The sequence below is a fragment of the Ruegeria sp. YKSE079 genome, assembly GCF_059612845.1.
The window spans coordinates 47,499-68,605 of sequence record NZ_JBXWRJ010000018.1 but is presented as its reverse complement, the minus strand read 5'-3'; the positions used below and the strand labels follow the sequence as shown (position 1 = coordinate 68,605).

The 21,107-nt window shown below is 59.2% G+C and carries 19 protein-coding genes; 5 read left to right on the top strand and 14 right to left on the bottom strand.

Going from position 1 to position 21,107, the window contains the following annotated elements:
- Positions 1–25: 25 nt before the first annotated feature.
- Together AC2FMY_RS16370 and AC2FMY_RS16365 are read right to left on the bottom strand one after the other, a co-directional pair.
- Positions 26–916, bottom strand: coding sequence for a CobW family GTP-binding protein (locus tag AC2FMY_RS16370; RefSeq protein WP_480749987.1), 891 nt, complete (start codon positions 914–916; stop codon positions 26–28).
- Positions 916–2,544 (bottom strand): amidohydrolase, encoded by a 1,629-nt coding sequence (locus tag AC2FMY_RS16365; protein ID WP_496807728.1) that lies wholly within the window; start codon positions 2,542–2,544, stop codon positions 916–918. The genes AC2FMY_RS16370 and AC2FMY_RS16365 overlap by 1 nt, the downstream gene beginning before the upstream one ends.
- Positions 2,545–2,639: 95 nt before the next feature.
- Between AC2FMY_RS16365 and AC2FMY_RS16360 the strand changes: the two genes are divergently transcribed.
- The 5 genes from AC2FMY_RS16360 to AC2FMY_RS16340 all read left to right on the top strand — a co-directional run bounded on the left by AC2FMY_RS16360 (position 2,640) and on the right by AC2FMY_RS16340 (position 8,244).
- The gene (locus AC2FMY_RS16360; protein WP_480749989.1) at positions 2,640–3,563 is read left to right on the top strand and encodes a LysR family transcriptional regulator; all 924 of its coding nucleotides are present in this window, start codon (positions 2,640–2,642) and stop codon (positions 3,561–3,563) included.
- Positions 3,564–3,726: 163 nt separating this feature from the next.
- On the top strand, positions 3,727–4,734 hold the full coding sequence (locus tag AC2FMY_RS16355) for a TRAP transporter substrate-binding protein (RefSeq protein ID WP_496807727.1): 1,008 nt from the start codon (positions 3,727–3,729) through the stop codon (positions 4,732–4,734).
- A gap of 73 nt (positions 4,735–4,807) precedes the next feature.
- A complete protein-coding gene (locus tag AC2FMY_RS16350) occupies positions 4,808–5,347 on the top strand; it encodes a TRAP transporter small permease (protein WP_496807738.1) in 540 nt (179 codons plus the stop codon).
- Positions 5,344–6,633 (top strand): TRAP transporter large permease, encoded by a 1,290-nt coding sequence (locus AC2FMY_RS16345; protein ID WP_480749992.1) that lies wholly within the window; start codon positions 5,344–5,346, stop codon positions 6,631–6,633. Before AC2FMY_RS16350 ends, AC2FMY_RS16345 begins: the two co-directional genes overlap by 4 nt.
- A 12-nt stretch (positions 6,634–6,645) precedes the next feature.
- Positions 6,646–8,244, top strand: coding sequence for an N-acyl-D-amino-acid deacylase family protein (locus AC2FMY_RS16340; protein ID WP_496746078.1), 1,599 nt, complete (start codon positions 6,646–6,648; stop codon positions 8,242–8,244).
- A 53-nt stretch (positions 8,245–8,297) separates the two neighbouring features.
- Here the strand turns inward: AC2FMY_RS16340 and AC2FMY_RS16335 are convergent, their stop codons facing one another.
- The 12 genes from AC2FMY_RS16335 to AC2FMY_RS16280 form a co-directional block, all read right to left on the bottom strand.
- Positions 8,298–8,960 (bottom strand): ABC-type transport auxiliary lipoprotein family protein, encoded by a 663-nt coding sequence (locus tag AC2FMY_RS16335; RefSeq protein ID WP_480749994.1) that lies wholly within the window; start codon positions 8,958–8,960, stop codon positions 8,298–8,300.
- Positions 8,957–10,318, bottom strand: a complete 1,362-nt coding sequence (locus tag AC2FMY_RS16330) for an MlaD family protein (RefSeq protein ID WP_480749995.1) — start codon at positions 10,316–10,318, stop codon at positions 8,957–8,959. Before AC2FMY_RS16330 ends, AC2FMY_RS16335 begins: the two co-directional genes overlap by 4 nt.
- Positions 10,319–10,327: 9 nt before the next feature.
- The gene (locus AC2FMY_RS16325; protein WP_496746081.1) at positions 10,328–11,137 is read right to left on the bottom strand and encodes an ABC transporter ATP-binding protein; all 810 of its coding nucleotides are present in this window, start codon (positions 11,135–11,137) and stop codon (positions 10,328–10,330) included.
- A 1-nt stretch (position 11,138) separates the two neighbouring features.
- Positions 11,139–12,263, bottom strand: a complete 1,125-nt coding sequence (locus AC2FMY_RS16320) for an MlaE family lipid ABC transporter permease subunit (protein ID WP_496807726.1) — start codon at positions 12,261–12,263, stop codon at positions 11,139–11,141.
- 157 nt (positions 12,264–12,420) lie between these two features.
- Complete coding sequence (locus AC2FMY_RS16315) at positions 12,421–13,581, bottom strand: ABC transporter substrate-binding protein (RefSeq protein ID WP_496807725.1); 1,161 nt, start codon at positions 13,579–13,581, stop codon at positions 12,421–12,423.
- A 34-nt stretch (positions 13,582–13,615) separates the two neighbouring features.
- Positions 13,616–15,499 carry an AMP-dependent synthetase/ligase gene (locus tag AC2FMY_RS16310; RefSeq protein ID WP_496807737.1) on the bottom strand — a complete coding sequence of 628 codons (1,884 nt, stop codon included), beginning with the start codon at positions 15,497–15,499 and terminating at the stop codon, positions 13,616–13,618.
- A 5-nt stretch (positions 15,500–15,504) separates the two neighbouring features.
- Positions 15,505–16,278 carry an ABC transporter ATP-binding protein gene (locus AC2FMY_RS16305; protein ID WP_480749999.1) on the bottom strand — a complete coding sequence of 258 codons (774 nt, stop codon included), beginning with the start codon at positions 16,276–16,278 and terminating at the stop codon, positions 15,505–15,507.
- Complete coding sequence (locus tag AC2FMY_RS16300) at positions 16,275–17,039, bottom strand: ABC transporter ATP-binding protein (RefSeq protein ID WP_496807724.1); 765 nt, start codon at positions 17,037–17,039, stop codon at positions 16,275–16,277. The genes AC2FMY_RS16305 and AC2FMY_RS16300 overlap by 4 nt, the downstream gene beginning before the upstream one ends.
- Positions 17,036–18,133: a branched-chain amino acid ABC transporter permease gene (locus AC2FMY_RS16295; RefSeq protein ID WP_496807723.1), complete on the bottom strand. Its 1,098-nt coding sequence runs from the start codon at positions 18,131–18,133 to the stop codon at positions 17,036–17,038. Before AC2FMY_RS16295 ends, AC2FMY_RS16300 begins: the two co-directional genes overlap by 4 nt.
- A gap of 4 nt (positions 18,134–18,137) precedes the next feature.
- Positions 18,138–19,013 (bottom strand): branched-chain amino acid ABC transporter permease, encoded by an 876-nt coding sequence (locus tag AC2FMY_RS16290; RefSeq protein WP_480750002.1) that lies wholly within the window; start codon positions 19,011–19,013, stop codon positions 18,138–18,140.
- Between the two features lie 79 nt (positions 19,014–19,092).
- On the bottom strand, positions 19,093–20,121 hold the full coding sequence (locus tag AC2FMY_RS16285; protein ID WP_496748241.1) for an alcohol dehydrogenase catalytic domain-containing protein: 1,029 nt from the start codon (positions 20,119–20,121) through the stop codon (positions 19,093–19,095).
- A gap of 263 nt (positions 20,122–20,384) precedes the next feature.
- Positions 20,385–20,906, bottom strand: coding sequence for a hypothetical protein (locus tag AC2FMY_RS16280; protein ID WP_496807722.1), 522 nt, complete (start codon positions 20,904–20,906; stop codon positions 20,385–20,387).
- Between the last annotated feature and the right edge of the window lie 201 nt (positions 20,907–21,107).

Sequence of the window (21,107 nt, the reverse complement as noted above, 5' to 3'; positions counted from 1 at the left end):
CTGCGTGGTGCGGTGTTTTTTACGTTCAGCGCCGAACACCAGCTGTCTGATCGGTAGCACCGCGCCACCATTGTTCAATGTCAGCTTCGGTCACACGGTCGGCAAGGCCCAGTGCGACCAGGCCGGTGCTGGTGTCATCCACGATGGCCCGCATCTCGCAGACCCGTCCGACAATCTGCACCTGATAAGGCCCTTCGCGGGTTTCGACAAAACCTTTGAGGCGATAGATGCCGGCTGGCCGGCGATCGAGCTTTTCCTGCAGTGACCGCCGGTCTTCGGCAAATGCCTTTTCGCAATACCACGCGGTATAGGCCGGATGGGGCGGTGTTTTACTCGAAAACGGGCGCGGGGTGATTTCCCACAACAATCGCGAGATGGGGGCGTCACCTTGGATTATTGGGGCATGTGTATTTATTGGCCTCAGATGGTCGCGCGGGTTTTCGGTGGTTTTTTCAGTCTTGCTGAGCACCAAAAGGTCGGCCACGGCGATTTGCCGGGCAATCTGAGGCCCAATGGAATCATCATTGAGAAGGTCTTGGATTTGCCTTGCATCCACAACCGTGACGATCCCGGCATAGCTCAGGTCGGGTTCGGCATTGGCGACGTTGGCGATGGCGGCCGGGTCGGCGATACCGCTGGCTTCGATGATCAGGTGATCGGGACGGTCGGGGCGGTCCAGAATGTCCCCGATCGTCATGAACAGGTCCGCCCCCATTGTGCAGCATACGCAGCCGTTGGTCAGCGCAATTGTGTCTGCATCGGCGGACGCCAGCAAATTCGCGTCGATGTTGATCGCGCCGAAATCATTGACAAGAACCAAAAGGCGCAATCCGTGATCTTCGCCAAGCAAGCGGTTGATCAGGGTGGTTTTTCCCGCACCAAGATAGCCGCCGATGACCGTCAGGGGCAATCGCATCACAGCAGGTGAACCCTGCCGCCCAGAACGGTCCCAAGCACGGCGATATCCTTGAGCCGGTCGGCGGAAACGGTCGTGGGATCGTCGCCGAGTATGGTGAAGTCGGCTTGTTTGCCGGTTTCGATACTTCCGATTTCGCCGTCCAATCCCAATGTGAAAGCCGCGCCAAGTGTGATCGCGTGCAGGGCTTCCGGTATTGTGATCCTTTGGCTTTCTCCCAGAATTTGGCCTGACAGGGTCTGGCGATTGACGGCACACCAGGCCGTGAACAGGGGCGCCATCGGCGTGACAGGCGCGTCCGAATGGATCGCGATCCGAACACCCTGGTCCAGCGCTGTGCGCGCCGCATCCATTCGGCATGCCCGGTCTTCGCCGATGGTCAGGGCCGCATGCTGATCGCCGAAATACCAGATATGATTGGAAAATATGTTGGTGCAGACACCCAGCCGTGCGCAGCGCCGGAACTGGTCGGCTCCCATCATCTGGCAATGCTGCAGGACATGTCTTGCATTCGGCCAGGGGTGTTTGCGGGCCGCTGACTCGAGAGCCGCGAGGGATACGTCAGAGGCCTCGTCACCGTTGACATGGATATGCATCTGCACCCCGTGTTCCTGCATCGCCTCGCACAGGGCGAATATCTGGTCCGGTGGCGTGTTCCAGATTCCGTTGGGTTGTCCACCCACATAACCGGGCCATTTCACCCGCGCGGTCCAGCCCTGAATCGACCCGTCGGTCATCAGCTTGACCGCCCCCAGACGGAGCTTGTCGGACGATCGCGCCTTCAGCGCCAAGGCGCGGCGCGCAATCGCGGCGGGATCGCCGCCAGTGGCGCCCAAGGCCGGGACGAGACGGACGGGAAAGTCCAGCTTGGACGTAACGCCGAGCAGAACATCGACATCCGCGTCATCCATTTCCGCGAACAGGTCGGTGGTCGTCGTCACCCCGGCCCTCAGACAGACCTGGGCATAGGTGCGGATGATCTCTGGGGTCTGGGTCAGTGCCCGAAAGTCGATCCCGGTCCGGCGCATGACCGGAAACATCGCTGCCATTTCCTGCAGTTCACCGGTTGGTTCGCCGTCGGCACCCTTCACCAAACCTTCGACATTGGAGTGGCTGCCATATCCGGCCACGGTCAGAGCCGCCGAATTGGCACACAGCAGGTGGAAGTTCGAAAACAGAACAACTATGGGCCGTGTTGTTGAAACCTGATCAAGGTGATGCCGCGACAGCCTTTCCCCGGAAAGGAAAATCGGATCGAACCCCCAGGCAATCAACGCATGGCCTTCGGGAAGGTCCGCATCATACAGGCGCAGCCGTTCTATCACGCCCGGGATGTCTTCAAGCCCCCGATGCAGGACGCCGTTCGGGTCCATGCGGTCGTGAAATCCGACATAGGCATAGCGCCACATCGCGCCCGCCATCATGTGTGCGTGACCTTCGACGAAACCGGGCATCAAAACCGCGTCGGCCAGACTGTCGTCGAGGATCGTTTCATCGCCGGGCCAGGCGCAGTTCTGATCGCCTACGGCAAGGATCTTGCCGTCACGCACGGCCACATGGGTCGCTTCGGGGCGGTTCGGGTCCATGGTGATGATCTTGCGGCAACGGAAAACGGTCGTGGGTTGCATGCTGTCCTCCCGGGTAACAGCCGGAGTATCGCAACTTTATTCCACGGCAAAATGGATTTAACCTCTCAATAAGATATATTGAATGGTGGATTGAGATGAAATTCACGCTCAAACAATTGCGTTATTTCGATGCTGCGATGCGGACAGGTTCGATTGCGCGCGCCGCCGTCGAGATGAACATCTCGCAATCGTCGATCACGGCGGCGATCGATCATATCGAACAAAGCCTTGGCGCGGAACTGTTTCGCAGGATACCGGCAAAAGGGCTGATTTCGACCGAATTGGGACAGATGGCGGGCAAACAGATCGCCACTTTCCTTGAGCAATCCAGAGTTTTCGAATCCGACTTGTTGTCGCTTGTCGGTGATCCGACGGGGACGCTGCGGCTGGCCTGTTACGAACCGACGGCCCCCTACGTTCTGCCACCGCTGCTGCGCTGCATCGCCGACAGTTACCCCGACATCCGTATCGATGTGATGGAAGGCGACATGCTGGTCGTGAACGAATTGCTGCGTTCTGGTGCAGTGGATGCGGTATTGACCTATCGCCGTTACACGCATCCCGACAACCGCTTTGTCCCCTTGTTCCGGGCCAGACCCTGGGCGCTTGTTCCGCATCATTCGCCATTGTCCGAGCACAAGTCGGTCACACTTGATGAGCTTTCCGAACAACCTCTGATCATGCTCGATGTGCATGGAACGCGGGATTATTTCCTTAGCATGTTTCAAAAACAGGGGTTGGTTCCGGATATTGTCCACAGCACCAAGTCGGGCGCTGTCTTGCGCGGTCTGGTGGGCGCCAAGTTCGGCTATGCGATCCTGAACATCTGCGGACCCAATGACCGCGACGGGCAGGGGGGATATACTCCGATTCCCATCTCGGGCGAGGTGGATGAACCGGTTTACGGCATCGGCTATGCATCGCAGCTTGAGAATTCTGCCGTAGTGCGTGCCATCATCGACACGGGCAAATCTCTGGCTCAGAAAGGTGCGTTCGAACATCTTCTGCTTCGGCCTTAACTGCATTTTATGTGACATTACGCTTCACAAAACCCTGTTTTCTGGAGGTATGGGCTTCGGCTAGCCTTTGGAACAACGTCGATCGACGTCCGGCAAAGCAGCCGCTCGCAAACAAGACGGGGACCGGGCCGATGGGCGAATTGTGCTGTCAGGGAGGAGAGATATGCGCAGACGTTCTTTGATTAAACTGGCTACCTCAGTGTCGCTTGCCGCCGGGCTGAGCCTTTCGGCGTTACCGGCAGCGGCCGCCGATGTGACAATGAACCTGGGTTTCGGCGCGCCCGAAGCCTCCATCTATGGCCGTTTCGGTACGCTGTTCAAGGAACGGCTTGAGGCGATCTCGGACGGAGCGATCGAAGTCAAGTTGCGTTGCTGCAACCAGATTTCGACAGAGGACGAGGCGTTCAAGGCGATGCAGTTGGGAACAGTTGATGGATTTTTCATCACTGCGAACAACGTGTCGCCGCACTGGCCACTGATGGATGTGACGGTTCTGCCATACATATTCCAGAACAAGGACCATCTGGAACGGGTGGTCGATGGTGAAGTCGGTCAGATCATGAAGGACAGGCTGCAGGCCGAGACCAGCGTTCATTTGCTGAGCTTCGGTCCGGCGCTCTATCGGGATTTTTACAACTCGCAGCGTGCAATCAATACGATGGCGGACATGGAAGGGTTGAAGATCCGGGTTCCCAAGAACGAGGTGATGATTGCGACCTTCGAAGCCTTTGGGGCAGAGCCGGTGCCGCTTGCCTGGTCGGAAACACCAACCGCCTTGCAGACCGGAACCGTGGACGGTGGCGACAACGGAACCTCGTTCATTCGCGACATGAAGTTCTATGAGTTCGAGCCCCATCTTGTCATCCTCGAACATTTCGTGGCGATGGCGCCGCTTTTTGCATCGGACGCTTTCATGAAACGGTTGAGTGACGAACAGCGTGCCATGGTTCAGCAAGCCGCGAACGAGGCCGGGGCGGAACTGCGCCGTCAGGTCGCTTCGGAAACCGAGGAAATCCGCGAATGGCTGGTTGCCGAGGGCGGCATGGCGATGACCACGCCTGACAAGGCCGACTTCATTACCGCCGCTCAGGGGGTGCAGCAGGCATTTGCAGAAGAGCGTGGGCAAGACTTCGTGGAACTCGTCAACGCCATTCAGGCGGCGGCCAACTGAAGATCCGCCGCTTTGGCGGGGCGCTGCGTGCGCCCTGCCTGATCTGACCAAGCCCAAGGAACAGGTGCCCGATATGTCAGCGCTGAAATGGCTGGAACGGCACTTCGAAGAAGTGGTGTGCTGCACCGCTCTCGTGGTGATTTCTTTTAGCGTCTTTGCGCAAGTGATCGCGCGCTATGTGTTTGAGACCGCATTGCACTGGTCCGAAGAGATTGCCTCGATCAGCATGGTTTGGGCTGTCTACATGGGGGCCTCGCTGTGCGTGCGGGAACGCTTTCACATCCGAATCCTCGTTGGCGTCAAAGCCCTGCCCGAGCGGACGGGCCGTATCGTGATCTTTGCCGCCGATCTGGCATGGGCCGCGTTTTCGATTTTCATGATCCGGGTCAGTTGGGATTATCTGGCCGTATTGTGGAAATTCACTTCGCGCAGTCCCAGTCTGGGCATCGACCAGTTCTATCCGCAATCCGTGCTTGTGATCGGTTACGCGCTGATGCTCGTGCGCCTGATCCAGACCTATGTGACATGGTACAGGGATGGCGGCGAAGGTATCCCGGGAATGCTGCACGAGGAATGGGATGAAACCACCGACGAGCAGGAGCATCAGCTGTGAATCCGCTTCTCATTCTTGCGATTGCCTTCGTCGGGCTTACGATCATCGGCACACCACTTTTCGTGGCTGTTGGCATAACCACTGCGTTGGCGCTCTATCTCATAGAAATCCCTTACACGTTGATGGCGCAGACGGGGTATTCCAGCCTGACGCCTTTTCCATTGCTGACCATCCCGCTGTTCGTTCTGGCGGGTCGGTTGATGGAGGTTGGCGGCATGGCCAACCGGATGATTGCAATTGCGACCAAACTGGTTGGCGCCTATCGCGGGTCGATGGGGCTTGTGACGGTTTTTGCCTGCATGCTTTTTGCCGCATTGTCCGGGTCGGGGCCGGCAACGACTGCGGCCATCGGCTCTGTCACGGTGCCGGCGATGCGGCGGGACGGTTATGACGTCCCATTTGCCGCCGCGATAACCGCCAGCGCCGGAGCGCTTGGCAGCCTGATCCCGCCGTCGAACCTGATGATCATATACGGTCTTGTGTCCGAGACATCGATCCCGCGCCTGTTTCTGGCGGGGCTCATTCCGGGCGTGCTGGTGACGATCCTGCTGATGGTCACCACCTATATCATCGCCCGCCGTCGGAACTATGGCGGGACGGGGCATCCTTTTTCATGGCGGCCGTTCCTTCACGCCGCCTGGGAGGGAAAATGGTCGATCGGAGCGCCGGTGCTGATCCTCGGCGGCATTTATGGTGGTGCGTTCACGCCGACCGAGGCCGCAGGCGTTGCGGTGTTTTACGCGTTGTTCGTGGGGCTTTTCATCTATCGCGAACTGACCGCAAGAAAGATCGTCGAGGCGCTGCGTTTCACGGCTTTGCTGACCGGCATCCTGATCCTGCTGACGCCTACGCTGGCCTTTGGGCAATTGACCGCGTTCTACGACGTGCCCACCGCTGTGCAACAGGGGATCACGTCGATCACCGAAAACCCGATCCTGGTGATGCTGCTGATCGGGGTGTTCTACATCTTTATCGGCACCTTCATGGAATCGCTGGCCCAGATCGTTCTGTTCACCGCCGTGTTCCTGCCGTTGGCCGTGTCGTTGGGCATCGATCCGGTCCTGTTCGGAGTGTTCACGGTGATCACCTGCGAGATCGGGTTCCTGACCCCTCCGTTGGGGGCAAACCTGACGGTCGCGGCGCGGATTTCCGGAGTTTCAATCGAACGGATTTCGGTTGCCGTGCTGCCGTTCATTCTGGCCTATATCATCGGCATGGTGATCCTGATCCTAATCCCGGATCTGACCCTGTTCCTGCCCGACTGGGTCTATGGGCCGGCAAAGTAGGGGAATAAGGAGATGTTCGATCTGATCCTCAAGGGCGGTGAAGTTTTCGACGGAGTGAGCGCGGAAAGTTTCACCGCCGATATTGGTATTACGCGCGACCGGATCGCGGCAATTGGCCAACTGGAAGACAACGGATCGGCAGAGATCATCGACGTCAGCGGGCTGGCCGTTTCGCCCGGTTTCGTCGACATGCACACGCATTCCGATTTCACCCTGATTGCCGATGGGCGCGCCGAAAGCCAGGTGCACCAGGGCGTCACGACCGAGGTTGTCGGGCAATGCGGGATCAGCTGTGCGCCCGTGTGCAGTCACAGCGAGATCCCGGCCGTTTCCCCGTGGTACACCGACAAGGCCGATCATCCGCACTGGCACAGCTTTGGCGATTATCTGGATGCTCTGGAAAGCACTGAGCTTGGCGTAAACGTCATGGCCTTTGTGGGTCATGGCAGCATTCATCGCGCGGTTCTGGGGGATGCGCTGCGGGCGGGTGAGCCGGACGAGATTGACCGGATGAGCCGGATGGTGGAACAGGCGCTTGAGGAGGGAGCTGGTGGATTTTCGACCGGTCTGGAGTATTGGCCCGGAATTCTGGCCGCGCCCGAACATCTGGTGCCGATGTGTGAAAAGGCAGCTCAACGCGGAAGGCTCTATGCAACCCATGTGAGAAACCGCGATACGCACTATGACCTGGGCTTTGCCGAAGCCATCGCGACGGCCCGCCAATCGGGCGCGAAACTGCAGATTTCGCACATCCAGCCGAAATTCGGCGCGCCGGACTATGCGATGGAGCACACGCTGGAAATGATCGATCTGGCCCGCCGCCACGATGTCGACGTAGCCTTTGACGTCATTCCCCATGACTGGAACCATACGCTGACGGCGGCAATCCTGCCCAAATGGGCGCAGGCGGGAGGACTGGACGAAGTGCTGAAACGCCTCTCGGATCCGGAACAGCGCGCAAGGATCAAGGCCAATCCGCAGCCCATGTGGCTGATCGTGAAGGCCCGGAAATGGAGCGATATCGTTCTGCTGAACGCGTCGGTGAACAAGGATCTGGTCGGTGCCGATTTTGCCGAGATCGGACGGATGCGCGGCGTTGATCCATATGATGCGGTTCTCGATATCCTTCTGGAAGAGGGCGACAATCTGATGGGCGTCTTCTGGACATCAAAGTCATTTCGGGACGCTGATATAGATCTGTGTCTGAAACAGCCTGAATGCGCGGTGATTTCCGACACTATCGCCGTGGCCAGGGACGGAATTCTCAGGGATCACGTCGGATCGCTGAGCGGGTATGGCTGGGCCGCACGATTTCTTCAGTATTATGTTCGAGACCGAAAGGTTCTGTCACTTCCCGATGCCATCCGGCGCATAACCTCTGTCCCGGCGGATCGGTTGGGGCTGAAGGACCGTGGGCGTCTGGCACCGGGACACAGGGCAGATATCTGCGTCTTCGATCCGGCCAGCATCGCCAGCAACTGTTCGGCGCGTCATCCAAGGCGCTATGCGTCAGGTGTTGCCCATGTCATGGTGAACGGGCGTTTGGCCATGCGCAACGGTGCAAGGACCAACGAGAACGCCGGGGCGGTTTTGCGCGAATTCGCACATTGAAAGAGCCGGGTCATCCCCGCTACCCGATCCAGACACAAGTCAACGGCGTGTGATCACAACAAATCCGGTCTGGGGTTTTGTGCGGCATGGGAATGGATCCTGCGAATGCTCCATTCGACCGCGTTTTTCATCGCGTTACCCAAAGCCTGATCAAAGGCCATCGCCAGATCGGGAGCTTTGTCCGAAGCAGAAATGATTGCTTTTTCGAACGAATTTGATCCGATGATGTGATCTTCGTAAGTATCGATGATTTTGATGTTCAGCCTGACATCGACGCGTAGCGATTTCGTCTGATCGTCGCCGCCGATTGCATGAGCCTGAAACTCGCGCAGTTCCGGCACGATCACGTAATCCGCCCGCAATCCCACGGTCGAACGGCCGACTGCAGCGACCTTGCCGGAATTCTCGAAGCTTTCGATCAGCAATGCCTGCACGATGAGTGGCGCGCGGTCGACCCAGCGGGCGCGCGGCAGATACTGAACCTGAAGCGGCGTGGGCTGGACCGCGATTTGATCAGTATTGACCGCCGCCGTAGCGGTCGGTTCTTCGATCACGATCTGCTGTCTGAGACGCGGGAGTGACGCGGAAAACGTGCTTTTGGGGGTCAGAACGTAAAGATCGTTCGGTTCTGCCGCTTTCTTAAGCGTATCCAGACCGGTGCAGCCGCTCAGAAGAGCCCCCCCGATGACGAGGGCAAGAAAGTCAGATCGTTTCATTGACGGAACTCCGATGCCTGAGTGCCAAGAAGGAAGCGTGCCGGGTCGCGTTCGATACGGTCCACAAGACGGTCGAGATTGACGACAAGGCGGCGGGATTCTTCGACAAAGCGTTGCAGTTGCGGCAGGCCCACGCGCATGAAATCCGAAACCTGCCTGCGGTTCTGTTGAACGATGCCATCGACCGTCCCCATCAGATCCGACGCGGATTGCGACGCGTCCAGCACGTTGTCGGCGATGCGGTCGACATTGTTGGCCACATTGTCGACGGTGGTTTTGAATGTGTCGATTGCCCCGCGCAAGTCCGTCACGATCTGGCCGACGTCTTCGTTCACAACCTTGTTCACCGACTCGAATGTCTCGTTGGCAGAGGACAGCGTTGTCCCGGCGCTTTCCATGGCGCTGCTGATGTCTGACAGGGTCTCATTGGCGTTGGAAAATGTTTCGGTCGCGACTGCAAGTGCCACGCTGCCTTCGTCGGACAACGCGTTCAGGCGTTCGGCAACCCTGGTCACATCTGTACCCACCTCGGCCACCACGCGATTGACGGTCTCGGCGACTTCGGTGCCCTTGCCGATGAATTCGGTTATTTCGTTCTTCATCAGCCCGTCGGCAGTGGCAAAGGTCTGTTTTGCCGTATCCAGAGTGGAAACGGCCGCGTCGCGCGTGTCGTTCAATGCGGTGGTTGCCGTGTTGAGTGTGGTTTCCGCCGTTTCCGTCAGCTTGCCTAGCTTGTCGGTAAAGGCCGCGATTTCGCGGGATGCGCCGCCCAGATCCTTGGACAGCGTTTCGAAATCGGACAGGGCCTGATCCAACCGGCCCGATGCAGAGGACAGGTTTTCGAGCAGCTTCGAAACCGCGGTTCGGTTTTCCTCGTTCACGATGGATTGCAGGTCTTCGAGCAAGGAAATGGCCTTGCTCATCAGTTCAGGCGCCCCTTCGAATATCGATTGCAGTGCGCTTCGGCGGCTTTTTATGGTGCCGCCGGACGGCAATGGTGCGGAAGCCGGCGTGCCGCCGGACAGCGCGACATAGCTGACGCCGGTGACGCCGAGGGCTTGTAGTTCAGCGATCGTGTCTTGCCTGACCGGTGTTTCGGCGTCGATTTCGATATGTACACGCACCTTTGACGGATCGTCGTCGTCAAGATGAAGCGAAAGGACCTGACCGACGGGCAAGCCGTTGTAGCGAACGCTTGAAGCGGTCGCGAGGCCCGAGACATCGTCGAACAGAATGTCATAATAGGCGTATTGGCGGTTCACCTCGACCTTGGCGAGCCACAACAGAAAACCGAAAACGCCCAGAATGCCTGCCAGCGTAAAGGCTCCTATCAGGATATAGTTTGCCTTGGTTTCCATCCGCTGCCCCTAACTGTCCCGTTCCCTGTTCTGCGCGGCTCTGGCGCGCGGACCGGTGAAATATTCCTGTACCCAAGGATGGTCTACAGATGTCATGTCATCAATAGGACCCTCAACCAGGACGCGTTTTTCCGCAAGTACCGCGACCCGGTTGCAGATCGCGTAAAGACTGTCGAGGTCATGCGTCACCATGAAAACGGTCAGCCCAAGCGCACGCTGCAATTCGCCGATCAGATCGTCATAGGCCGCCGCGCCAATCGGATCGAGCCCGGCGGTCGGTTCATCCAGAAACACGATCTCGGGGTCCAGCGCCAGCGCGCGCGCCAAGGCCGCGCGCTTTCGCATGCCGCCTGAAAGCTCGGACGGGAATTTCCCGCAGCTGAGCCGGGGCAGGCCGACGAGGCTGATCTTCAACTCCCCCAGCGCTTTCATCAGGTGTTCGCTGAGCTTGAGATGTTCGCGCATCGGCGCCATCACGTTCTGCAACACGGTCAGCGACGAAAAAAGCGCACCGTCCTGAAAGGCCACACCCCAGCTTTGTTCGATCCTCAGGCGGTCTTCTTCGGGACCGTTGAGGAAGTCAACGCCCAGAACCTCGATCGACCCGGCCGCAGGCGTGTTCAGCCCGACGATCGTTCGCAACAGGACCGACTTGCCGGTGCCCGAACCTCCGACAACGCCGAGCACTTCGCCGCGCCAGACGTCGAGGTCAAGATTGTCATGCACGACCTGAGGGCCGAACCGGGTGGTCAGGCCGCGCACGCGAATGACAGCTTCGCGGTCTGGCATCTCGCTTTGTCCGGTTGAATCGTCGGCCATGTCAGACCCCGACTTCCGAGAAAAAGATCGAGAACAGCGCATCCAGCGCGATGACCATAAAGATGGATTGCACCACCGATGCCGTGGTTCGGCGCCCGACGCTTTCGGCCGATCCCTGAACCTGCATTGCCTGCCAGCAGGCGATGACCCCGATCACGAGGGCAAAGAACGGGGCCTTGATAAGACCGACCGCAAGGTGCCAGACATCCGTGTTGTCTTTCAGTCGGGTCACGAACATGCCCGGGCTGACACCAAGGTCGATCCAGCTCATGATTGCGCCGCCGATCAGGCCGGATATGTCCGCGATGAAGCCAAGGATCGGCAGGACGATCAGCAACGCGAGCGTTCTGGGAACGACCAGAACCTCGATCGGGTCCAGTCCGATGGTTCGCATGGCGTCAATCTCTTCCTGCACCTTCATCGAGCCGATGGAGGCGGTGAAGGCCGATCCGGATCGACCGGCAACGATGATTGCGGTCAGAAGGATGCCCAGCTCGCGCAGGATCGATATCGAGATCAGTTCGACCACAAAGACCTCGGCCCCGAATTGCTTGAGCTGGGTAGAGCCCTGAAAAGCCAGAACCACCCCGATCAGGAACCCCATAAGGGCAATGATCGGAACAGCCTTGAGGCCGGTTTCTTCCATCTGCGTTACCAACGGCGCGGCACGCAACCGCCATGGCATCACCATTGAACGGGCCAGCCGATGCAGGGTCAGTCCCAGAAAGTTCAGGATCGACAGCGTGTCCATCCACGCTGCGACCGTGCCTTTGCCGATATGTTCCACCCATGGCAAAAACCCGCGTGGTGGTTCCTGCGCTGCTGCTTCATCGGACAGACTTTTCGCCACGGTCGTGATCAGGGCGTTCTGCGCCTGCGACGCGCCAATGATCGAAACCGGCGTGTTCGCCTTTTCCAGCCGTTTTTGAAGGTCCGCGATCAGCCACGCACCGCCGGTGTCGATGGCCTCGACCCCTGACAGGTCAAACTCAACCACATCAGCATCGGAACGGAGTTGAGCCAACTGCGTTTCCGCCTGGCCCAGAAACTGCGTCAACAACCGCCCCTTGAACCGGATCAAGAGGCGACCGTCGGAAAATTCCTGTGTCAGTGATGGGCCGCTCATGCCCGGACTATGACGCGTTGCCGGTTTCGGCGGCAACCGATTTGTTGGATCCGGCACTATTTTGCCGGAACAGATGTTGTTGAATTACAATCGAAAATCAAACTGACCAGGATTAACGAAAAGGGCGCTTTCCTGAACGGAGAGCGCCCGAGGCCGATTACTCTTCGTGGATTTTCTTCCACGCGCCATTCTCGACCACATTGACGTAGACCGAGTCAGCACCCTGATGATCGTCTGGCCCATAGGTCATGTGGTTGCCCACCAGATCATCCTGGTAGTTCAGGGTTTCCATTGCGGCGATGAAACTTTCCTGTGTCAGGTCCGGGCCAGCGGCCTCAAGCGCCCTGACCATCATTTCCGCCGCCGCATATCCGAGCATGGCAAAACCAACCGCGTCTTCGCCGGTGGCGGCCTTGTATTCCTCGATAAACGCCTTGGGGGCCGGTTCGTCCGCCCGTGCCCAAAGATCCTGCCAGGAAGCAGCGGCATAAAAGCCGTCGGTGACACCACCGGGGACTTGTGCCACGACGGTCAGGAAGCTGGCAGAGGTGCCCATGAACTTCATGTCGTTCAGGCCCATCTTTTTTGCGGTGCCAACAACCGTGATGGCCTGGCGAACGCCCAGGGCGATGGTGACGATGTCGCAGCCGGCTTCGTTCAGTTTGCTGAGCGAGCCGACGAAATCGGTTTCGTCGGGTTTGTGGGTTGTCTCGGCTGCAAACGCGATGCCGGCCTCTTCCGCGCCCGCCTTGGAGCCTTCGAGGATTTCCTTTCCGAAGTCCGTCGGCAAATACATGGTGCACACTTTTTCTGCACCGAACTCGCCAGTCAGGTATTTGACGCCCACCCGGCTTTGGTCGTAATAGCTTGAAAACGAAGTAAATTTATTGTGCATCGGGTCCTGAAGCATCTGGCGCGCGGCAGACAGCGGCGCGACATTCGGAATGCCCTTGGGATCCAGCAGCTTGAAGCCGGCAAGGTTCATGGGGGTGCCAAGGCTTTGCAGCATGGCGAACACCTTGTCGCGATTGAGCAGCTTGTTGTAGCCCTGCATCGCGCGAGGCATCTGATATCCATTGTCTTCAACGACATAGCGGATCTTGCGGCCGTGAACGCCGCCTTCCGCATTCACCCGGTCAAAGACCACGTTGGCGCCTTTTACTGCCGGAACGCCGACGGCGGCGAAAATGCCGGAGAGGTCGTTGACCGAACCAATGACGATTTCATCGTCGGTGACGCCCTGGGTTTCGGCGCTGGTCAATGTAGCCGTTGCCGTCAGGGCCGCGGCGGCGGCGAGCCTCAGAATTGTCTTTCTCATTTCTCTCCTCCCTTTTGGGTAATCCCATGTTTTATCAATACATATCTTCGATCAGATGTGCGTGTTTCTTTTCAACGAAGCTCCGTTTCAGTTTCATCGTTGCGGTCAGTTCCTCGTCCTCGGCGGTGAGAAGGACATCGATCAGGCGGAAATCCTTGATCTGTTCGACGCGCGCAAACTCTTGATTTACTGCCTCAATTTCGGCTCCGATCAGGCTGCGAACCTCGGGTGCGGCACAAAGCGAGGCGAAGTTCGAAAACGGTATCTTGTGGTCCTGAGCGTATTTCTCGACGTTCTCCTGATCAATCATTATCAATGCCGTCAGATACTTGCGCCGGTCGCCGATGATCACTGCATCGGAAATATAGTGGCTGAATTTCAGGCGGCTTTCGATCTCGGCCGGCGTGATGTTCTTGCCGCCGGCGGTGATGATGATGTCTTTCAGGCGGCCGGTGATGGTGACAAAACCGTCGTCGTCCATACGCCCGATATCGCCCGTGCGAAGCCATCCGTCGGCGGTGAAGGTTTCGGCGGTTTTTTCATTGTTTCGCCAGTAACCCTGAAAAGTGTTCAAACCGTACACCTGAATTTCGCCGTCCTGTGCAATTCGTACATCGATTCCGGGTACGGCTTTTCCAATTGTACCGATCCGATTCTTGCCCGGCGTGTTGATCGTGGCGATGCCCGAGGTCTCGGTCATGCCGTACCCTTCGACCAGAGGAACCCCGATCGCCCAATACCATTTCAGCAACTCGGGCGAGATCGGGGCGGCGCCCGTTCCGCCGCGCCTTAACCTGTCCATGCCCAGCATCCGGCGCAGGTTGCGTAAAACCAGCCGGTCCCAGACCCAGAACCGGGCGGCCACGGAAGCGGGGACAGGCTCGTTCCGGAGGAGATAGCGCGCGCGCCTTTGTCCCTCTTGCAACGCCATGGCGAATGCGGCGCGGCCGACGGGTGTGGCCTCCTGCGCCATGATCAGGACCTGCGAGTAGATCTTTTCCCACACGCGCGGGACGGCTGTGAAGGTGTTGGGGGAGACCTCCTGCAGGTTGGCAAAAACCGTCTCGGGGCTTTCCGCGAAATTCACCGTGGATTTGGAGGCGAGCGGGAAATAGATCGAAACGTCGCGTTCCAGAATATGACAGAGCGGCAGGAAACATAGCTGTTCGTCGGTCTCGAACGAGGGCAGGCCGTGCGCACCCGCTTCGATGGCGGACAAAATGTTCTCGTTGCTGAGCATTGCGCCTTTGGGCAGTCCGGTGGTGCCGGAGGTGTAGATGAGCAAAGCGATGTCTTCGGGTTGCGCCAGGGCAATCTGGGCCTCGAACACACCGGGTTGATCCTGTTCGGCCTGACGACCGATTTCATACAACTGGTCAATCATCATGCAGCGGGGGTGGTCGAGATCGTGCAGCCCCTCGTCTTCGAGAATGATTACCTTTGAAAGGCCCGGAACCTCGTCTTCGATCTGCAGGAACTTGTCCAGTTGCTCTTCGTCTTCGACGATCAGAAAGCGGCTGTCGCTGTCGGTGACCAGATAGGACAGCTGGCTGGCGGAATCGGTGGTGTAGACGCCCGATGCGATGCCGCCGACGCATTGGATCCCCATGTCGAACCAGGCCCATTCCTTGCGGTCTTCGGACAGGATCGAGACGACGTCGCCGCGTTGCAGGCCGAGCTTGCGCAGGGCCAGGCCGATCCATTTGGCGTGTTGCCAGTAATCCGCCCAGGAGTAGGATTTCCATATGCCGAAATCCTTTTCGCGATGCGCGGTCCGCTTGCCCAGTTCGGCACAACGTTTCTGGAACAATCCGGCGATGGTTGTGGTGCCGTCGACCAGAACCGGGCGCTGGCCCGGCGTGGCGTTGAAGCTGACACTGTTGATGAGGGTTTGCGCGGGCAGGCGGCTGGCGTCCATCTTGCTCACCTCCACGTCTTTTTGCGTTTCCAGCGGCGGTTTTCGCGCGCGCCTTCTTCCTGAACGCCCAGATAAAAGTTCTGGATGTCTTCGGATTTCATCAACTCGCTGGCGGGCCCATCCATGACGATCCGCCCGACCTCCATGACGTAACCGTCATGAGCCAGTTCAAGCGCGGCGCTGGCATTCTGCTCGACCAGCATCATCGTCATGTTCTGTTCCGTATTCAGGCGTTTGAGGATGGCGAAAATTTCCTGCACCAGAATGGGGGACAGGCCCAATGAGGGTTCGTCCAGCAGCATGATCTTGGGGTTTGCCATCAGGCCCCGGCCGATGGCCAGCATCTGTTGCTGTCCGCCCGACAGCGTTCCGGCCTCTTGATCGCGGCGGTCCCCGAGGATCGGGAAATAGGAAAAGACCATATCCCTATCCCGTTCGATTTGTGTTTTGTTTTTAATGGTATAGGCCCCGAGGCTCAGGTTTTCGTCGACGGTGAGCAGGGGAAAGACCTCACGCCCTTCGGGAACGTGGACGATCCCCCTTTGCACCACCTTGTGCGGCTCGGACCCTTGTATTTCTTCGCCTTCGAAGGTGATCGTGCCTTTTTCCGGATCCATCACGCCCGAGACGGTCTTCATCAGCGTGGTCTTGCCCGCGCCGTTGGCGCCAAGAATCGAGACGATGCGCCCGGCATGCACATCGAGCGACACGCCGCGAATGGCCATGATCGGGCCATAGAAGCTTTCGACATTGCGGATCTTGAGGATGGGTTCGCTCATGATGCTTTCCCAAGGTATGCCTCGATCACGGCGGGGTGGGATTGCACCTGCGAGGGTGTTCCAAGGGCAAGTTTCGCGCCATCGGCCATGGCCAGCACACGGTCGGAGACGCCCGAGACAAGCCCCATGTCATGTTCGACCATCAAGACGGTAATGCCCATCTGGCGGCGGATATCGTCGATCCACCAGCGCATGTCGGTGGTTTCCTCGACCGAGAGCCCCGAGGCAGGTTCATCGAGCAGCAAGAGGCGCGGTTCCGTCGCCAGCGCGCGGGCGACCTCGACCACTTTGCGCACGCCATAGGGCAGGCCGGCGATCATCTTGTCGCGATAGGCCTGCAGGTCGAGGAAATCGATGATCTCTTCGACCTTTTCGCGGTTTTCCAGCTCCTGCCGTTTGGCCGAAGGAGTGAAAAACAGCTCGGTCAGCAGGTTGCTTTTGCGGTGGCGGTGCCGCCCGACCAGAAGGTTTTGCAGCACGGTGGCGTGTTCGAACAGTTCGATGTTCTGAAACGTCCGGGCCACGCCATAGGCCGCAACGCCCGATGGATTGACCGCCAGCAGGTCGTGGCCGTCAAACCGGACAGATCCCTGAGCTGGATCATAAAAGCGCGATATCAGGTTGAAAACGGTGGATTTTCCGGCGCCGTTGGGGCCGACGATTGCAAATACCTCGCCCTCGTGGACGGAAAAGGTCAGATCGTTCACCGCCGTCAGGCCGCCGAATTTAAGCGTGATGTGTTCCAGTTCCAGCAGGCTCATCTCAGACGCTCCGTTTTCAGATAGGATTTCTGCCGTCGGAACATGTCCTTGCGGTAAAAGGGGAAAAGTTCGAACCAGGTGCGGATCTTCAGCCAGCGGCCGTAGATGCCCATCGGCTCGAACAGGATGAAGGCGATCAGGATCATGCCGAAAACGCCGAATTCCAGGCCCGGGATGGCAACGGTGTTGCCGCCGATGACGGCGCCGACATATTCCTTGGCGATGGACAGGAACTGCGGCAGGAAGCCGATGACGATGGCGCCGAAGAATGCCCCGTGGATCGAGCCGAGGCCGCCAATGACGATCATCATCAGAAGCTGGATCGAGATCACCACGCTGAAGGTTTCGTTATTGAAGGCGCCGGAATAGAGCCCCATCAACGCTCCGGCCCAACCGGTTACGGCGCAGGAGATGCCGAACGAGACGGTCTTGGTGCGCGAGATATCGACGCCCATCGCCTGTGCCGACACCTCGGAGTCGCGCACGGCGATGAAGCTGCGGCCCAACGGCGCTCGCAGCAGGTTGATATAGCCCAGCGTCACCAGAACGGTGACGATGAGGGTCAGCCAGTAGAACGGGACGGGCGTGCCCCAGCGATCGACGAGGACGCCAAAGATCTCGACCCCGCCAATGTACTTGCCCGCGACGCCGCCGGTGATCGGCTCGCTGAGGACGATGATGTCGTCCATCAGGATCGACAGCGCCAGCGTGAAGATCGCCAGGTAGATGCCATGCAGACGCAGGGCGGGGATGGCGATGATCGCGCCCGCGATGCCGGTGATCAGCCCAGCCAGCGGGAAGGCGATGAGGAACGGCACGCCCGCCTCGATCAGGATGACGTTGGCATAGCAGCCGATGGCGAGAAACGCGGCATGGCCGAGGCTGGCCTGCCCGGTATGGCCGGTCAGGATCATCAGGCCCAGCCCGGCAATGGCCCAGATCAGGACGTTGGTCAACTCGCCCAGATAGAAATCGTCCAGCCACCACGGCGCGAGGGCGACAACGGCCAGCAGGACCAGATAGAGACCGAGCTGATAGCCGTCTTTCCACGGGCGGATATCCTGCATGTAGTTGGTTTTGAACACGATCCGCATGGGGCTAGACCTTCTTGACGCGCACTTGGCTGAACAGGCCGTGCGGGCGGAAGATCAGGACCGCCAGCAAAAGCGCATAGGGGGCGATCTGGCTGTAGCCGGCGGCGATGTAACGGCTGGCAAAGGGTTCGATGACGCCCACGATCAGCCCGCCCGCAAGCGCGCCCGGCAGGCTGCCGAAGCCGCCGATCACCGCCGCCGCAAAGGCCTTGATCCCCAAGAGCCCGGTATTGGGATCGACCGAACCCTTGGCGGCAAAGAGGATGCCCGCAACGGCCGCGACCGCACCGGCCAGGGCCCAGATCAGGCCCTGAATCCGTTTGACAGGAATGCCCATGTAATAAGCTGCCAGCTGGTTCTGCGAGGCGCCCTGCATCGCCAGACCCAGCCTGGTGCGGCTGAAAAAGACATAAAGACCCCAGGTGAGCAGAATGGTGACGATGATGACAGCGACATCCTCCATCCCCAGCACGAGGCCGCCAAAGCGCACCTCCTTGCCCGCCAGCGGGTTTTGCAGGGTCTGTGGTTCATGCCCCCAGATCAGACCGGCGACAAAGCGGATCACAAAGCCCAGTGCGATGGTCAGGATCACGACCGAGGTCTGGCTTTCGCCAAACATGCGCCGGATGATCAGGCGGTCGAGCAGATAGCCCAGACCAGCCATGATGCCCAAGGAGACCGGAAGCGCCAGCCAGAAAGGCAGGCCCATATATTCGGTGTTGGTCAGGCCGATGGTCACAAAGGCGCCCAGCATCATGAAATCGCCCTGCGCGAAGTTCACCGCCTCGGTCGCCTTGTAGATCAGCACAAAGCCAAGTGCGATCAGGCCGTAGACACAGCCGTTTGCCAGCCCGCTGATCAGCAGCTGCACGTTGTCCAACTTGTCCTCCCCGCGCCGGTGGGCCCGGCGTCCCTTGTCATGACCCGGCGCTCCTCACTTCGCCGGGGTCAAGGCCATATTACGGTGTGATCATCACCTTTCCATCCGTCTTTTCCAGGGCGCCCGCCAAGCCTGAAACAACCTTTCGCAATGGCAGATGGGCCGAGACGTCGGTTTTCCAGCGGCCATCGGCAAAACGGGCCTGCACCTCGGCCACAACGCGCATCTGGTCGGCGGGCGGTGTGTCCGTCATCCAGCTGGTCAGCCAGAACCCTTCGATCCGCTTGCCCATGAAGATGAGCTGCCCCATCTGCGTGAGGCTGGGTAACTCGGCGCTGAGCTTGCCGTAACTGATCCAGCGCGCATTGTTGGGCATCGCGGTAAAGACCTGTTCCGACACCTGGTCCGAGACGGCATCCAGAAACACGCGCGGTTTCAGATCCTTGCTGAGCGCCGCGAATTTCTGTGCAAACTCCGGATCAGAGGTGACCAGAACCTCGGCCGCGCCCAACTGTTTCAGTGCGTCTGCCGCTTCGGCGCGCCGGACGAGAGCGATGGGTTTCAGGCCCAGATCGCGCCCAAGGCTGCACATCAGCTTGCCCAGCTGGCTGGTTGCGGCGGAAAGCACAAATGCCTCGCCTTCGGTGCGGGCGATATCGACCATCGCCATGGCTGTCATGGGGTTCACGATCTGCGCCGCGCCGTCCTCGTCGGAGATATCGGGACGCAAGGGGATGCACATCTGCGCCTGTGTGACCACGTATTCCGCCCAGGCGCCGGCGCCAGCGGCGACAAAGGCCACGCGCTGTCCCTGCAACCCTTCGGCCCCGGTTCCGGTCGCGACCACGTCGCCACACCCTTCGAACCCCGCCGGAGCGCCCTTGACGCGGGGCTGGCCGTATTCGCCCTTGATGAAGTGCAGATCGGACGGGTTGACCGAAGCTGCGCGCAGACGGATCAGGACCTGTCCCGGCCCGGGGGTCGGTACCGGTATCTCGGCACCGGTCAGCCAGTCGGCGGCATCGGTGATTTCAGGTCCGGTCGCGGTGCCGGAAAAACCGTCATGCGTTTGCAGGATTGCGAACATGGTTTCGGGAAGATCGGTCATATCGGCAATCCTTGGCATCGGTCAGGCAAGCGAAAGGTCTCAACGGAGCAACGTCGGTTAAATCCTTGATTCGATATTGGTTTGGCTGTCTGGAGTGACGCAGGAGGTCGGGGCAGTCAGGGTCACAATCGGGTCCGGTTCTGGAAATGGATGATCCAACCCAAGCATGCGGCGCGGGCGTTCGTCAATTTTGCGCTGTGATGACGTGGCGGAAATCGCGGCCCGGGGGGGCGTGGCGGACGTGGCCGCCAAACCCTTTTTGGTTATTGCGCCAGCAACTTTTTCAGCTCTTCGAACTTTTCGGCAAAGGTATCGGGCGCGGCCTTGATATCGGCAAGAATCGTCGCCGCTTCGGCCTTGACGGATTCGGTCAGCGGGCTGGCCTGAACTGCGGTCATCATTTTGTCGTAGTCGAACCCGGCCTCGGTCAGGATACCGCTGTCCTGCCAGGACTGGATCAGCGCATTGCCCTGATCGCCCAATGCGGCAATCTGATCGTTTGCGGCCTGGGCGGCGGTATCGACGGCGGCGCTTGCCTGATCGGCCGCGTCAGAGGCTTGTTGAGAGACGGAGGATGCCGCCTCGTTGGCCTGTTGCGTCGCGTTCTGGACGGCTTCGCTTGCGGCTTCGGTTACGGCTTGTGCGGCTTCGCCGACGGCGTCGCCGGCCTCCTGCGCGGCATTTTCCAGACGCTCGGCAGGTGTGGGTTCGGGTCGTGTGAGAATGTAATAGGCACTGGCGCCTGCGGCGGCCAGTAGCACAGCTATGACAAGAATACGGGACATTCTGTTCTCCTTCAAATTCGCCCCAGACATGGCTTTCATTCTGAGGGCATTAAAGGGGAAGATTCAGGAAAATCCCGTCATTCCGGTGCGTTGAGCCATTCCTTGCTGAGTGTGCGGGGAAACTGGGCGGTAATATGCCATACGCGTGGCGGCCAAGCGAAAAAGGGGTCCGACACTATGTGTCGAACCCCTTTTCTAATC